Origin of the sequence: Lentzea sp. NBRC 105346 (assembly GCF_030269605.1) — a bacterium.
GTDB lineage: Bacteria > Actinomycetota > Actinomycetes > Mycobacteriales > Pseudonocardiaceae > Lentzea.
In genome coordinates this window covers 215,954-231,245 of record NZ_BSTQ01000019.1, presented here as the reverse complement: position 1 = coordinate 231,245, position 15,292 = coordinate 215,954, and the positions used below count along the sequence as shown (strand labels likewise).

Below are 15,292 nucleotides of genomic sequence, written 5' to 3'. Positions count from 1 at the left end.
GATCGGGCAGACTATGAGCCACGGCCACCACTTGTCATGATCGAGTTCTTTGGACGGAACCCGAAAATGATCAAGCGGTGGCCGTGCCCATGTCAAAGATCAGGAGCTTCCCGGTTAAAACACCAGCAAGCGGTCAGCGCTTGGAAAGCTCCCCCCATAGCAATCACGGGCGTGCTTGACGCTCGACCACTAGCCTGCCCGCATGCGGATCTTCCTGACCGTCGTCGGCATGGTGGCGCTGTTCTTCACGGTCGCCTTCGCGATGGTGCTGGGCATCATGGCGTTCACGCCGACCCAGTCGTGCGCCGCCGGTGCGACCACCGGCGCGTGCGCGTACGGGCAGCTGCCGATGATGCTGATGCTGTTCGGCCCGATCCCGATCCTCGTCGCCACGAGCCTCGCCACGTGGATCCGCACTCCGAACGGCCCGCGCGCCTACTGGCCGTGGATCGGCGTCGCGCTGGTCGTCGGCCTGTTCGTCAGCGCGCTGGGGATCGCGCAAGGGTGAAGCCCTGGCAGCGGGTGGCTGCCAGGGCTTCATTTCACTTCATCAGGCAGAAGGAGCCAGGTACAGCAGCCGGTTCGGCGAACCGGTGCCGGGGCTGGTCACCTTGCCCGACACGGCGGTCGACGTGAGGTACGAGGCCACCTGCGCCGGGGTCGCCGACTTGTGGGTGGACAGGTACCGCGCCGCCGCGCCCGCCACGTGCGGGGTCGCCATCGACGTGCCCGAGATGGTGTTCGTGGCGCTGTCGCCGGTGTTCCACGCGGACGTGATCGACGAGCCGGGCGCGAAGATGTCCAGCACCGAACCGTAGTTCGAGTACGACGCGCGGGCGTCCGTGGACGTCGTCGCGCCGACCGTGATCGCCTCCGACACGCGGGCCGGGGAGTACGCCGAGGCGTTGGCGTTGCTGTTGCCCGCCGCGACCGCGAAGGTCACGCCGGCCGCGATGGCGTTGCGCACCGCGGTGTCGATCGCGGTGGAGGCGCCGCCACCGAGCGACAGGTTGGCGACGGCCGGCTTGACGGCGTTCTTCGCCACCCAGTCGATGCCGTTGACGACGCCGGCGGTGGTGCCACTGCCGGAGTTGTCGAGCACGCGGACGCCCACGATGCTCGCGCCCTTGGCGACGCCGTACTGCGAACCGGCGATGGTGCCCGCGACGTGCGTGCCGTGGCCGTTGCCGTCCTGCGCCACGCTGTCGTTGTCGACGAAGTCGTAACCGTTGCGCGCACGGCCGCCGAACGTGCTGTGCGAGATCCGCACGCCGGTGTCGATGACGTACGCGGTCACGCCGCTGCCGGTCGAGGTGTAGCTGTAGGAGCTGTTGAGCGGCAACGACGTCTGGTCGATCCGGTCGAGGCCCCACGACGGCGGGTTGGTCTGGGTCGCCTCGACGTGCACGACCTGGTCCTGCTCGACGTACTCGACCGCCGGGTCGGCGGCGAGCCGACGGGCCTGCGCCTCGGACAGCTTCACGTTGAAACCGTTGAGAGCGCTGTAGTTCCGCTCGATGCGCGCACCGAAGCGGGACGCCAGCTGGCCCGCGGAGGTGGTGTTGCCGTCCTTGAGCTTCACGATGAAGCTGCCCGGAACCTTCTCGGCCGCGTCGGCGGCCTTGATCTCGCCCACGGCGGCGGAAGCGCCAGGTGCGAACAGGACTGACAGCGCGACCGTGGTCACGCCGATCCCGGCCAGGAACCGGGTCATTCGCGTCTCACGCATTGTGCGATTTCCGTTCGTTGCAGGGTTTTGCAGGGGACGAACGACAGGAGACTAACGAGACAACCCGGTTCCAGCGCAAGCGATCTTAAGGAATGGACAGCATTGACTCAGCCGATTTCAATAGGTGGCCAGTAAAGGATCCGGTTGACGGGTGGCGTTCCCGGCGTCCCTATGTTAATGAGAGCGCTCTCCACCTGAGCGGGCGTCGCCGTGCCGTTGAACTGCAGGAACCTGGCCGCGACACCGGCCGCATGCGGTGCCGCCATCGATCCACCGCTCAATGTGGCGGTGGCGGTGTCATTCGTGTTCCATGCCGACGGGATGTTCACACCTGGCGCCCAAATGTCAACGGCGGGGCCGAAGTTGGAGAAAGGCGCCTTTGTGTCGGTCTGTGTGAGCGCCCCCACGCAAATCGCTTCCTTGACGCTGCACGGCGAGAAGTTGCCCGCGTCGGAGTTGCTGCCGCCCGCCGCGGCCGTGTAGGTGATGCCGGACTGGATGGACTTGGTTATCGCCGCGTCAAGAACCACTGACTTCGGGCCACCGAGCGACAGGTTCGCGACCGCGGGCTTGATGGCATTGCGAGTCACCCAGTCGATGCCCGCGATGACCCCAGCCGTCGTGCCGCTTCCGTTGGCGCCCAGCACCTTCACGCCGTACACCGTCGCCTGCTTCGCGACGCCGTACTTGGTGCCCACCGCGATCGCGGCGACGTGCGTGCCGTGGCCGTTCCCGTCGTCGGCGACCGGGTCGTTGTCGACGAAGTCCCAGCCGTCACGGGCGCGGCCGCCGAAGTCGACGTGCGTCTTGCGGATGCCGGTGTCGACGACGTAGACGTTCACGCCGCGTCCGGTGCTGGTGTAGGCGTACCGCTGGTCGAGGGGCAGCTTGCGCTGGTCGATGCGGTCCAGGCCCCACGGCGGGTTGTACTGCACGGAGAGCGCGTGCACGATCTGGTCACGCTCCACATGCGACACGTTCGGGTCGGCGGCGAGCTGCCGCGCCCGTGTTGTTGTCATGCGCGCGCTGAACCCGTTGAAAACATTGGAGTACCGGTGGTCGACGGCTCCGCTGAACGTGGAGACCGCGCCCTGTTTCAACACCACGATGTAGCGGGATGTCGCGGCGTCGGCAGGCGTGACGACGACCGCTGCCGTCAGGACGGCGACTGTCAGCAGGGATCTCATGGTCTTCCTTTCACCACAGGGGAAACGGCCCCGGCTCAGGAGGAGCCGGGGCCGTTCGAATGGAAAGGGATCAGGACGTGGGTGCGAGGAACAGCAAACGGTTCGGCGAGCCCGCTCCGGGGTTGCCGACCTTGCCCGGCGTCGCCGCGGCGACGATCGCCGCCTGCACCTGCGCGGGCGTGTTGTTGAAGTTGCCCTGCAGGTACCTGGCCACGACACCGACGACGTGCGGCGTCGCCATGGAGGTGCCGGAGATGGTGTTCGTGGCCGTGTCACTGGTGTTCCACGACGACGTGATGCCCGAACCCGGCGCGAACACGTCGAGCACGGCGCCGAAGTTCGAGTACGACGCACGGGCGTCGGTGCGCTCGGTGGCGCCGACCGTGATCGCCTCGGACACGCGAGCCGGGGAGAAGCCGTTGGCGTTGGCGTTGCTGTTGCCCGCCGCGATGCCGAACGTGACGCCCTTGAGGATGGCGCTGCGCACGGCCTGGTCGAGCGAGGTCTGCGCGCCGCCGCCGAGCGACATGTTCGCCACGGCCGGCTTCTTGTGGTTCGTGCCGACCCACTCGATGCCGCAGATGACACCGGCGGTGGTGCCGCTGCCCTGGTTGTTCAGCACGCGCACGGCAACGATCGTGGCCTGTTTCGCGACGCCGTACTCGGTGCCCGCGATGGTGCCCGCGACGTGCGTGCCGTGACCGTGGCCGTCCTGCGCCACGTTGTCGTTCTCGACGCAGTCACGGCCGTTGACCGCGCGGCCGCCGAACGTCTTGTGCGAGATGCGCACACCCGTGTCGATGACGTAGGCGTTCACGCCCTTGCCGGTCGAGTTGTAGGTGTACTTCTGGTCCAGCGGCAGGTTCTTCTGGTCGATGCGGTCGATTCCCCACGACGGCGGGTTCGGCTGGGTGGCCTCGACCTGGACCACCTGGTCCGTCTCGACGTACTCGACGGCCGGGTCCGCGGCGAGCCGCTTCGCCTGGCGCTCGGACATCTTGACCGAGAAACCCTTGAAAACGTTCGGATACGTGAACCCGACCTCTCCGCCGAACTTGGCGGCCAGACCGGTCGCGCTCGCCGTGAGAACGCCTTCACGCATCTTGACGATGTAACTACCGGGCACGACTTCCGCGCCGGCGGTGGAGAGGATCGTGCCCTCGGCCGCTTGTGCGGGCATCGCGACCATGGTGAGTGCCGTGCCGATGACGGCGGAGCAGAGCAGGGATGCTGTCTTGCGCATTCGCCTCGTCCTTGCCTCGCAGGTTGCAGGGATCCAATCGAGACCATTGGCGGCTGAATAGTTCGACAGACAACAAGATTTCCGACTTTTCATTGATGGGAAAACCGCCGATCGGCTGTACCGCACGGTCTTTTCAGCCGGTACGTTCCCGTCTTGGCCCTGGCGAAACGGAGGGGTGATGCTCACCATTTACCCGCCTCGCGAGGAGTTGGCAGACCTGCTCGTGACCGGTCCGTTCGCGGAGGCGTTGCGCGCCGCGATCCAGGTCAGAGGACTCAGCCTGGAGCGCCTGCAGCACAAGCTGAGACTGCGCGGCGCCCCGATCAGCATCACCGCCCTCAGCTACTGGCAGTCCGGCCGCCGCAGACCGGAACGTCCGGAGTCACTCGCCGCGCTGGCCCAGCTGGAGGACGTGCTCGACGTGCCGCCCGGCTCGCTGAGCAGGCTGCTCGGCCCACCACGCCCCCGCGGCCGGGCCCGGCCGCAGCCACCGCTCCCGCGCGCCGCGTGGGACGGCTCGGGGTTGACGCTGACCGGCCAGCACGACCGCGTCGAGACCGACTCCTCGGGTGCCGTGCGCACCGTGCGTTCCCGCCTGGTGATGCACGCCGACACGGCCGGGGTCGACCGCTGGATCCTGTGCCACGACACGGGTTCCGCGTTGCCGGAGGTGACGGCGCTGCGCGCGTGCCGCGTCGGCCGGGTCGCCCGCGAACGCACCAACGGCGTGCTGATCGCCGAGCTGCTGTTCGACAGCCCGCTCGACGAGGGCTCCACCGTCGCCATCGAGTACGAGCTGACGTACCCGCTGGGTGCCTCGGAGCACACCCACTTCCGCCGCTTCCCGAACCGCGTCCAGGACTACGTGCTGGAGATCAAATTCCCGCGCGAACACCCGCCGGCGCGGTGCGAACAGTTCGCCACCGGCGTCGGTGAAGGCGTGCTCGGCGGTGCACGACCGGCGTTCGTCGACACGTGGGGATATGTGCACGCGGTAGCACTGGACTTCGGTCCGGGTGTGTTCGGCATGCGCTGGGAATGGTGAATCGATCACCGCACGCAAGTGAATCCACAACAACTTTCGTATCGTGTTTATCGGGACATCTGATCGGCGACGTACTCGGCGTCCGCACCGACGCCGGCGAGCAGTCCCGACTTGAACGTGTGCATCCAGTGCAACCCGAGGAAGTAGAGCCCCGGCCGCGGTGTGACGCCACGCTGCTGCACGGGCCGCCCGCGCCCGTCGAACACGGACATCTTCAGCCACCCGTAGTCGTAGGCGTAGCCGGTCGCCCAGATGATCGTGCCGATTCCGCTGAGGTCCAGCGACTCGACCTCCTCGACACCGGGCAGGTGTGCGACCTCTTCCGGTTGCTCGCCCAGCAACTCGCACGCCGCTTTCATGAACGCGTCGAACGACTGGTCGGCCTCGTCGAGGATCTGGTTGGCGTTGGGCCGGATCGCCAAGGTGTCGCCGGACGCGCCGAGGACTCTGCCGACCACCGTGACGCCGTCGGCGGCGAGCCGCCGGACGTCGACGTCGTAGCCGCCGTTCACCCCGGTGACGACGGTCGACGGCGGGTACACGCGGTCCGGGAAGCTGTCGATGGTCTGCGTCCAGCGGCCCAGCTCCCCCAGCCACCAGTACATGTCCTTGCCCCGGAACCGCCTCGGGACGCGCTTGTGCCTGCTGACCGACAGGAACACCCGCCGCCCGGCCATCCGCAGCTCGTCGGCGATCTGGAAGCCGGACGCCCCGCTGCCCACGACGAGCACCGCGCCCTCTGGGAGGTCGGCGGGGTTCCGATAGCGCGTCGGATCGGTCTGCAGCACGGACGGCGGGATGTCGAACCGCGGGAACGCCGGGCGGTGGAACGGTCCGGTGGCGACGACGACCTGCCTGGCGCGCAACGCCCCTTCCTTGAGTGACACGACGAAGCCGTCACCGTCCTCGGCCAGCCCGACGACCTCGGTGTGCTCACGGACGGGCGCCCCGGCCGCATACTCCTGCAGGAAGGCGACGATCTCCCGGTAGTGGGCGAAGTCGTCCGGGGCATCCCCTTTGTAGGTCTGGCCGGGCAGTTCCAGCGCCCAGTTCGGGAACTGGAACCGCAGCGAGTCCCACCGCTCGGTCTGCCAGCGCTCGGCGACGCGCCGCCGTTCCAGCACGACGTGCTCCCGGCCGCGCTCCCGCAGCACGGCGCTCATCGCGAGGCCGGCCTGACCGCCTCCGATGACGACGACGTCGTGCCGCTCCGCACTCGCCATCCCGCGATTGTGCGGCCCCGCTCGCCCGGCGGCCACCGGAGGTCAGTACGAGCGCGGCAGCTTGAGCGTGTGCTGAGCCACGAAGTTGAGGATCATCTCCCGGCTGACGGGAGCGATCCGCGACACCCGTGAGGCCGCCAGCAACGACGCCAGCCCGAACTCCGCCGACAGGCCGTTACCGCCATGCACCTGGATCGCCTGGTCCACCGCACCGGCGACGGCCTCACCCGCGGCGTACTTGGCCATGTTGGCCGCCTCACCGGCCTCCCGGTCGAGCCCCGCGTCATACAAGGCGGCGGCCTTCTGCGTCATCACCCGTGCCAGCTCGGTCTCGATCGCCCGCTGCGCCAGCGGATGCGCCAGCCCCTGATGCGCGCCGATCGGCGCGTCCCACACGTTCCGCTCACGGGCGTAGGCGGAAGCCTTGTCCAGGGCTCGCCGCGCGACACCCGTGGCGAACGACGCGGCCATGATCCGCTCCGGGTTGAGCCCCGCGAAGATCTGCTGCAGCCCGTGGTCCGGCGAGCCCACGACGGCGTCCGACGGCAGGCGCACGTCGTCGAAGAACAGGGTGAACTGCTTCTCCGGCGACACGAGATCCATCGGGATCTCCTGATAGGTGAACCCCTCGGCGGAAACCGGCACGATCACCAGGACCGGTCCCGTCGACTGGACGGCCACCACCATCACGGCGTCGACCTCGTCGACCCCGGAGATGTAGTACTTGCCGCCGTTCAGGACCCACTCATCACCGTCGCGCCGCACGCGTGTCTTCAGCTTGTGCGCGTTGGACCCGGCGTCGGGCTCGGTGATCGCGAAGGCCATCTTGACCGACCCGTCCGCGAAACCGGGCAGCCACCGCTGCTTCTGGTCCTCGGTGCCGAACCGCGCGATCACGGTCGCGCAGATCGCCGGCGACACGACCATCAGCAGCAGCGGGCAACCGGCCGCGGCCAGCTCCTCGCACACCGCCGCCAGGTCACCGATGCCACCACCGCCACCGCCGTACTCCTCCGGCACCGCGACGCCGAGGTAGCCGTGCTTTCCGGCGTCCGCCCACAGCTCGGTCGTCTTCTCCCCCGCCCGCGCCTTCGCCACGAAGTAGTCGTGGCCGTAGCGCGCACCCAGGTCGGCGACCGCCTTGCGCAACGCGATGCGCTCTTCACTCTCGACGAAGTTCGTCATGATTCCTCCACGACCACGAGCACATCACCGGCGTTGACTTGCTTTCCCTGCGCGACAAGGAGTTCCGACACCACGCCGGCCGCGGGCGCGAGCACACGGTGTTCCATCTTCATCGCTTCGAGCACGATCAGCTCGTCCCCCGCGGCCACCGACTGCCCGGCGGAAACCGATACGCGCACGACGTTTCCGGGCATCGGCGCGACCAGGGCGCCGGGCGCGAGCACCGACTCCGGCGACGGGAATCGTGGCACCACGCGCAGCGTCACCGAGCCGAGCGGCGAGTCGACCTCGACCACATCCCCGTACACCGCAACGGAAAAGCGCGTCCGCACACCGCCCAGGTCCAGCACCACGTCCGAAGACGCCTGCGCCGGGTCGTACTCGACCTCGATCACCTCGTCGCCGAACAGATAGCGAGCCTTCGGCTGCTGCGACCGCAGGTTGCGCCAGCCGAGCGGCAGCGCGCCCACCCTGCGAGAGGCCGCCTGCGCCAGGGCCGCGGCCAGCGCGAACGGCTTGGGGGCGATGGCGGTGTCGAACGAGTGCTCGGTGAGGAACCCGGTGTGCGTCTGGCCCGAGACGAAAGCGGGATGCCGCAGGATGTCCACCAGCAGAGTCCGGTTCGTCACGAGCCCGTGGATCTTCGAACCGGCCAACGCCCCGGCGAGCTTGCGTGCCGCGGCAGCCCGGTTGGGCGCCCACGCGATGACCTTCGCGAGCATCGGGTCGTAGTGCACGGACACCACGGAGCCGTCCTCGACACCGCTGTCGACGCGGACATCGCCGGGCACCTCGAACCGGTGCAGCACACCGGAAGCGGGCCGCCAGTCGTGCGCGGGATCCTCGGCGTAGACACGGGCCTCGATCGCGTGCCCGTTCGGTGCCGGCAGCTCCGGCAGTGGCTCGCCCTCGGCGATCCGCAGCTGCCACTCGACGAGGTCGATGCCGTACACGAGCTCGGTCACCGGGTGTTCGACCTGCAGGCGCGTGTTGACCTCCAGGAAGTAGAACTCGTCGCCCTGGAGCATGAACTCGACGGTCCCGGCGCTGACGTAGCCGATCGATTCGGCCGCCGCGACAGCCGCCTCGAACAACCGCTTGCGCACCTCGGGAGAAACCGCCGGCGACGGCGTCTCCTCGATGATCTTCTGGTGCCGGCGCTGGATCGAGCACTCGCGCTCCCCCAGCGTCCACACCGTGCCGTGCTTGTCGGCGAGCACCTGCACCTCGACGTGCCGCGCCCGTTCCAGCAACGGCTCGCAGAACACCGTCGCGTCACCGAACGCCGACTCGGCCTCACGCCGGGCGGACGCCAGCGCGTCGGGCAACTCGGCGGCCGACCGCACGATCCGCATACCGCGTCCACCACCGCCGGCGGAGGCCTTGATGAGCACCGGGAACGACGTCACGGTCTCGGGATCGAGCTCCGGCAGCACCGGCACTCCGGCCGCGGCCATGCGCTTCTTGGCCGCCACCTTGGAACCCATCGCCTCGATGGCCTCACAGGTCGGCCCCACCCAGGTGAGCCCGGCGGCGGCCACGGCACGCGGGAAGTCCGCGTTCTCCGACAGGAAGCCGTATCCGGGGTGCACGGCATCCGCGCCCGCCTGCCGAGCCGCCTCGACGATCAGGTCGGCACGCAGGTATGTCTCGGCGGGCGAAGCACCCGGCAGCCGCACGGACGCGTCGGCCAGCTTCACGTGCGGCATGTCGGCGTCCGGGTCCGAGAACACGGCGACCGTGCGGATGCCCAGGTCGCGGCACGTCCGGATGATCCGGCATGCGATCTCGCCGCGGTTGGCGATCAACAACGTCTGAATCACGTGATCACATCCGGAAGACGCCGAAGCCCTCGGCGCCCTTGACAGGTCCACTGTGGACGGCCGAAAGGCAGATACCGAGCACGGTCCGGGTGTCGCGCGGGTCGATCACCCCGTCGTCGTAGAGCTTCCCGGACAGGAACTGCGCGAGCGACTGTTCCTCGATCTGCGCCTCGACCATCTGGCGCATCGCCGCGTCGTGCTCCTCGTTGTACGGCTGCCCCTTCGCCGCGGCGGCCTGCCGTCCGACGATCGACAGCACGCCGGCGAGCTGCGCCGGTCCCATGACCGCGGACTTCGCGTTGGGCCAGGTGAACAGGAACCGCGGGTCGTACGCCCGGCCGCACATGCCGTAGTTGCCCGCGCCGTAGGAGGCGCCCATCGTGACGGTCAGGTGCGGCACGCGGCTGTTCGACACCGCGTTGATCATCATCGAGCCGTGCTTGACGATGCCGCCCTGCTCGTACTGCGCGCCGACCATGTAGCCGGTCGTGTTCTGCAGGAACAGCAAGGGCGTGTCACTCGCGTTGGCGAGCTGGATGAACTGCGTCGCCTTCTGCGACTCCTCGCTGAACAGCACGCCACGCGCGTTCGCCAGGATGCCGATCGGGTAGCCGTGCAGCCGCGCCCAGCCGGTGACGAGGCTCGACCCGTACGCGGGCTTGAACTCGTCGAACTTCGAGCCGTCCACGATCCGCTTGATCACCTCACGCGGGTCGAACGGCACGCGCAGGTCGGTCGGCACGATGTCGAGCAGGTCCTCGGCGTCGAACAACGGCTCCTCGACCTCGGCCGGGGCCGGTCCCTGCTTGCGCCAGTTCAGCCGCGCGACGCACCGCCGGGCCAGCCGGATCGCGTCGACCTCGTCCTCGGCGACGAAGTCCGCGAGGCCGCTGACCGTGCCGTGCATCGTCGCGCCACCAAGGGATTCGTCGTCGGCCTCCTCACCGGTCGCCATCTTGACCAGCGGCGGGCCGGCGAGGAACACCTTCGAGCGTTCCTTGATCATGATCACGTAGTCGGACATGCCCGGCACGTACGCGCCGCCCGCGGTCGCGTTGCCGAACACCGTGGTGATCGTCGGGATGCCCGCGGCGGACAACCTGGTCAGGTCGCGGAACACCCGCCCGCCGGGGATGAAGATCTCGCTCTGCGACGGCAGGTCCGCACCGCCCGACTCGATCAGGCTGATCACCGGCAACCGGTTCTGCAGCGCGATGTCGTTGGCGCGCAACGTCTTGCGCAGGCTGTACGGGTTCGAGGCACCACCGCGCACGGTCGGGTCGCTGGCGACGATCAGGCACTCGACGCCCTCGACGACGCCGAGGCCGGTGACGACGCTGCCGCCCACCGGGTAGTCGGTGCCCCACGCCGCGAGCGGCGACAGCTCCAGGAACGGACTGTCCTGGTCGACCAGCAGCTCGATGCGTTCGCGAGCCAGCAGCTTGCCGCGCTTGTGGTGCCGCTCAACGTACTTCGGCCCACCACCGGCCAACGCCTTGGCGTGGTCTTTGTCGAGAGCGTCCAGCTTCTCGAGCATCTCTGCCCGGCTCATTCCGTGTACCCCAATCGCCGTGCCGCCAGCTCGGTCATGACCTCGTTCGCTCCGCCACCGATGCCCAGAATTCGTGCGTCGCGGTAGTGCCGTTCCACCTCGGCGTCGCGCATGTAGCCGAACCCGCCGTGCAGCTGCACCGCCGCGTCGACCACGAACGAGCACGCGTCCACCGCGGCGTTCTTCGCGAAGCAGACCTCCGCGGTGCACTCCTCGCCGCGCATCACACGGACCGCGACCTCGCGGGTGTAGGTCCGGGCAAGGTCGATCCGTTGTGCCATCTCGGCGAGCTTGTGGCTGACCACCTGCCGCGTGATCAACGGCCTGCCGAACGTCTGGCGCATCCGCGTCCAGCCCACGGTCAGATCCAGGCAGCGCTGCGCGGTCGCGTACGCCTCGACGGCCATCGTGACCCGCTCGACCTGGAACTGCCGCATGATCAGCGCGAACCCGGCGTTCTCTTCGCCGACCAGGTTCCGCGCGGGCACTTTTACATCCACAAAGGACAGCTCGGCGGTGTCCGAGCAGTGCCAGCCCATCTTCTCCAGCTTGCGCTGCACGGTGAAGCCGGGCGTGCCCTTCTCGATCACCAGCAGACTGACACCCTTGTATCCGGGTTCGCCGGTGCGCACGGCCGTCGTGACGAAGTCCGCGCGGCAGCCGGACGTGATGTAGGTCTTGGTGCCGTTGACGACGTAGTGGTCGCCATCCCTGACGGCTCTCGTCTGGATGGCCGCGACGTCGCTGCCGCCGTCCGGCTCGGTGACCGCGAGGCTACCAATGAGGTTGCCGGCCATCGCGGGCTTCGCGAACCGCTCGACCAGATCCGGGCTGCCGGCGTCGAGGATGTGCGGAATCGCGATGCCGTGCGTGAACAGCCCGGCGATCACACCCGACGAGCCGCCCGCCTGGATGATCTCCTCGGTAACGGTCAGCGAGTCGATCAGGTCGCCGTCCTCGTGCCCGATCCCCAGGAGCCCGAGTGCGGCCGCCTTCTTGTGCAGCTCACGCGGCAGCTCGCCGTCACGTTCCCACTGGTCGAGGTGCGGGACGATCTCCTTCCGCGTGAAGTCGCGGACGAGCTGCCGCAGTTCTGTTCGTTCCTCGAAGAGGTCCCGCGCGATCACAACAGCTCCTCGGGGATGTCGACGTGCCGGGCACGCAGCCACTCGCCGAGCGCCTTGGCCTGCGGGTCGAACCGCGTCGAGCTCGCGACGCCTTCACCGAGCAGCCCGTGCAGCACGAAGTTGAGGGCCTTCAGGTTCGGCAGCTCGTACCGGTCTACGGTGGTGGCCTCGGGCAGCAGTTCCTTGAGTTTCTCGACGGTCAGGTACTCGCGCAGCCACGCGTAGGCGGCGTCGGTTCGTACCCACACGCCAACGTTTGCGTCGCCGCCTTTGTCACCACTCCGCGCACCCGCGATCGTGCCCAGTGGTTTCCTCACAGCAGCACCGCCTTCGGGTTCACGGTGTGTTTCGGCACGTACGCGGCCTTGTAGACGCCGAACGGCGTGCCGTCGCCGGGAATCGCGGTGACGTGGAAGCCGGGGTAGCTGGCCAGCGCCAGCTCGATCGCCTTCCGCGCGAACGCCTTGGCCTGCTTGGGATCCGGGGTCTTGATCGTGGCGTGCAGGAAAGCGCTTGCGGTCTCTTCGGTGTCCGCGTCGTCCTTGTCGGTGCGGGCGAGCGTCCAGGTGATGTCCTCTTGGTTCATCTGGTTCTTGAGGAGGGCGGCCTTCGCGTCGATATCGAGTCCACAGAGGACGAACGTGACACTGTTCCTGAAGCCGCCGAGCGTGTTGAGGCAGACCTTGATCGTGTCCGGCGGCGGGCTGCCCTTGGTGCCGCTGATCCGAACGCCCCTGGTCTCCTGGTCGAGCCGGATCGTGTCGAAGTGCGTGGTGACGTCCGGCCCCAGGTATGCGGGTGCGCCGATCTCGTAGAGCAGCTGGGCGGTGACGGTGTCGACGGTGACCGCACCGCCGGTGCCCTCATGCTTGGTGATCAGGCAGCTGCCATCCTCATCGATCTCCGCGATCGGGAAGCCGGAGTTGGTCGCGTCGATCTCGGTGAAGAACGAGTAGTTGCCACCGGTCGCCTGCGTGCCGCACTCCAGGACGTGCCCCGCAACCGTCGCTCCGGCGAGCCGGTCGTAGTCCGTTTTCTCCCAGCCGTAGTGCGCAATCGCGGGCCCCACCACGAGGCTAGCGTCCGTAACGCGCCCAGTGACGACAACGTCCGCCCCTGCCGAAAGGCATTCGGCAATGTCGAACGCACCCAGGTACGCGTTGGCCGTCAACGCCTCCGGGAACCGGTCCTTCACATCGTCACCGGTCACGTAGGCGACCTTGGCTTGGCCTTGCAGGGCTCGCGCCAGCCCTTCGGGGTTGAGCCCGCCGGCGTTGGTGACGATCTTGACCCCTTTGTCGATCGCGAGCCCGAGGCAGTCCTCCATCTGCTTGAGGAACGTCTTCGCGTACCCCGTGTTCGGATCCTTGAGCTTGTCGCGCCCCAGGATCAGCATGGTCAACTCGGCGAGGTAGTCACCGGTGAGGACGTCGAGCTCGCCGCCCTCCAGCATCTCCCGGACCGCGCCGATCCGGTCGCCGTAGAAGCCGGACGCGTTGCCGACCCGGATCACCGGCCGCCTCCGGGAGGCCCCGCGAACGCTTGCGCGATCGGCATCCACTCTTCGGCGACCGGTCCTTGAGCTTGGAGGTTCAGCTCCTTGCGGTTGCGGCGCTGGGTAACGAGGAAGCAGAAGTCCAGCGCAGGCCCGGTGATCCGGTTGGCAGCGTCCTCGGGCCCCCACGTCCACAGGTCGCCGTTCGGCCCGATCAGCTCGACGCGGACTTCCTCGGTGGGCGGCGTCTTCCCGTTGAGCAGAAAGGCGAACCCGATCGTGCGCACCCCAAGGTGCGCCACATGCTTGAGCCGGTCAGTCGGCTTGCGCTCGATTTTCAGTGCGTCCGCGACGTCCTGGCCGTGCGCCCAGGTCTCCATGAGCCGCGCGGTAGCCATCGAGGTGGGGCTCATCGGCGGCCCGAACCAGACGATCTTGCCCTGCGTGGTCTCCAGTTTGCTCGCGAGCTCTTCACGTGCCTCGCGCCAACTCGTGAGCAGCTTCGGGTCTTTCGTACCCTCTTCGGCCGTTTTGTCGACCAGGTCGGGGGTGAGCGGCTGCGCCTGGAACCCCTCGGGGTCGGTGATGGCAAGGATGGCCGCCCGGTCCGTCCACATCAGATGCGCGATCTGGTGGGCGATGGTCCACCCGGTAGCCGGGGTCGGGATCGTCCAGTCCTGTTGCGCGGCAACGAGATCGTCGAGCTCCTGACTCTCGGCGCGCAGGTCGGCGAGAACTTGCGTGATCACAGTTGGGCCTCCAGCATCCGTGCCCACTGCCGCACGATGTGCGCGCGGCGCTTCCTGTCGTCGGTGAGCTGGTTGGCGAGCGCGAGCCCGCGAACGAGGTCGAGCGTGGCCTGCACCGACTCCCTGACGCCCGGCTTCGACTCGTCGGCCTTGAGCAGATCCAATGCGAGCTTGTGGGTCTCGCGCCCCAGCCGGGTCTGCAGGTCTCTGACGGTCGGTTTGAGCTCCGGGTCGGTGCGGGCGGCCACCCAGAGTTCGAGCGCGGCGGTGAACAGGTCGCTGGCGTAGAAGTCCGCGATCATCGCGACCACGGCCTCGGTGCTGCCGTTGGCCTGCCCGGCCCGGCGTTTCAGCTGCTCAACGCTCTCCGCGCCCACGTACTCGACCGCTGCGGCCACCAGCTCGCCGCGAGTCCGGAAGTGGTGCAGCTGCGCACCTCTGGACACGCCGGCGCGTTCGGCGACGAGCGTGGTCGTGGTGCCCGACCAGCCACGCTCCACCAGGCACTCGACGGTCGCCTCCATCAGCTTCCGCTTGGTCTCGCGCGTGCGGTCGGCCTGTCTCTGCCGCGTCTCCACGCTCCGGAGTCTTCTCTCCGAGAAACAAACAGTCAAGCCTGCTTGTAACTGGCGATTGGGTGGCCACGGGTCTTGCGGTGTCGTGGGGCGCTGGCGTTTGTTGCGTGCCACGGGTCTGGCGGTGTCGTGGGGGCGCCGGCTTTTGTTGCGTGCCACGGGTCTGGCGGTGTCGTGGGGCGCTGGCGTTTTTGCGTGCCACGGTGCTTGCGTGTCGTGGGGCGCTGCGTCTTCCGGGGGCGCCTTCGGCGCCGCGATTGGGGCTTGACTTGGGGCCCCTCGCGGCGTGGTGGGCCGGCTCCGCCGGCAGATGCAAGATCTGCCGGCCCAACAAGGGCTACCACACCGCACCCCAAGTC

At 68.2% G+C, this 15,292-nt stretch carries 12 protein-coding genes and 1 pseudogene; 2 read left to right on the top strand and 11 right to left on the bottom strand.

The features are described 5' to 3' along the window. Positions 1–202 precede the first annotated feature (202 nt). Positions 203–508, top strand: a complete 306-nt coding sequence (locus tag QSK35_RS34540) for a hypothetical protein (protein WP_285751879.1) — start codon at positions 203–205, stop codon at positions 506–508. A gap of 42 nt (positions 509–550) precedes the next feature. On the opposite strand, the gene QSK35_RS34535 is transcribed toward QSK35_RS34540, so the two are convergent. From QSK35_RS34535 to QSK35_RS34525, 3 genes are all read right to left on the bottom strand, one after another. Then, positions 551–1,729 carry a S8 family peptidase gene (locus QSK35_RS34535; protein ID WP_285751878.1) on the bottom strand — a complete coding sequence of 393 codons (1,179 nt, stop codon included), beginning with the start codon at positions 1,727–1,729 and terminating at the stop codon, positions 551–553. A gap of 107 nt (positions 1,730–1,836) precedes the next feature. Continuing rightward, positions 1,837–2,916 (bottom strand): S8 family peptidase, encoded by a 1,080-nt coding sequence (locus tag QSK35_RS34530; protein ID WP_285751877.1) that lies wholly within the window; start codon positions 2,914–2,916, stop codon positions 1,837–1,839. Positions 2,917–2,986: 70 nt separating this feature from the next. Beyond that, the gene (locus QSK35_RS34525; protein WP_285751876.1) at positions 2,987–4,159 is read right to left on the bottom strand and encodes a S8 family peptidase; all 1,173 of its coding nucleotides are present in this window, start codon (positions 4,157–4,159) and stop codon (positions 2,987–2,989) included. Between the two features lie 178 nt (positions 4,160–4,337). Between QSK35_RS34525 and QSK35_RS34520 the strand changes: the two genes are divergently transcribed. Next, positions 4,338–5,204 (top strand): helix-turn-helix domain-containing protein, encoded by an 867-nt coding sequence (locus QSK35_RS34520; RefSeq protein WP_285751875.1) that lies wholly within the window; start codon positions 4,338–4,340, stop codon positions 5,202–5,204. Positions 5,205–5,251: 47 nt separating this feature from the next. Here QSK35_RS34520 and QSK35_RS34515 read toward each other — a convergent pair whose 3' ends face one another. From QSK35_RS34515 to QSK35_RS34480, 8 genes and pseudogenes are all read right to left on the bottom strand, one after another. Beyond that, positions 5,252–6,427 (bottom strand): NAD(P)-binding domain-containing protein, encoded by a 1,176-nt coding sequence (locus tag QSK35_RS34515; protein ID WP_285751874.1) that lies wholly within the window; start codon positions 6,425–6,427, stop codon positions 5,252–5,254. A 42-nt stretch (positions 6,428–6,469) separates the two neighbouring features. Then, positions 6,470–7,612, bottom strand: a complete 1,143-nt coding sequence (locus QSK35_RS34510; RefSeq protein ID WP_285751873.1) for an acyl-CoA dehydrogenase family protein — start codon at positions 7,610–7,612, stop codon at positions 6,470–6,472. Next, positions 7,609–9,435, bottom strand: coding sequence for an acetyl/propionyl/methylcrotonyl-CoA carboxylase subunit alpha (locus QSK35_RS34505; protein WP_285751872.1), 1,827 nt, complete (start codon positions 9,433–9,435; stop codon positions 7,609–7,611). The genes QSK35_RS34510 and QSK35_RS34505 overlap by 4 nt, the downstream gene beginning before the upstream one ends. Before the next feature lie 4 nt (positions 9,436–9,439). Continuing rightward, positions 9,440–10,987 (bottom strand): acyl-CoA carboxylase subunit beta, encoded by a 1,548-nt coding sequence (locus tag QSK35_RS34500; protein ID WP_285751871.1) that lies wholly within the window; start codon positions 10,985–10,987, stop codon positions 9,440–9,442. After that, complete coding sequence (locus tag QSK35_RS34495; RefSeq protein ID WP_285751870.1) at positions 10,984–12,114, bottom strand: acyl-CoA dehydrogenase family protein; 1,131 nt, start codon at positions 12,112–12,114, stop codon at positions 10,984–10,986. The genes QSK35_RS34500 and QSK35_RS34495 overlap by 4 nt, the downstream gene beginning before the upstream one ends. Beyond that, positions 12,111–13,627: pseudogene (locus QSK35_RS34490) on the bottom strand (acyclic terpene utilization AtuA family protein). Before QSK35_RS34490 ends, QSK35_RS34495 begins: the two are co-directional and overlap by 4 nt. Further along, positions 13,624–14,358, bottom strand: a complete 735-nt coding sequence (locus QSK35_RS34485; protein ID WP_285751869.1) for a TIGR03084 family metal-binding protein — start codon at positions 14,356–14,358, stop codon at positions 13,624–13,626. The pseudogene QSK35_RS34490 and the gene QSK35_RS34485 overlap by 4 nt, the downstream one beginning before the upstream one ends. Next, entirely contained in the window at positions 14,355–14,882 is a 528-nt protein-coding gene (locus QSK35_RS34480) for a TetR/AcrR family transcriptional regulator (RefSeq protein ID WP_285751886.1), read from the bottom strand. The genes QSK35_RS34485 and QSK35_RS34480 overlap by 4 nt, the downstream gene beginning before the upstream one ends. Between the last annotated feature and the right edge of the window lie 410 nt (positions 14,883–15,292).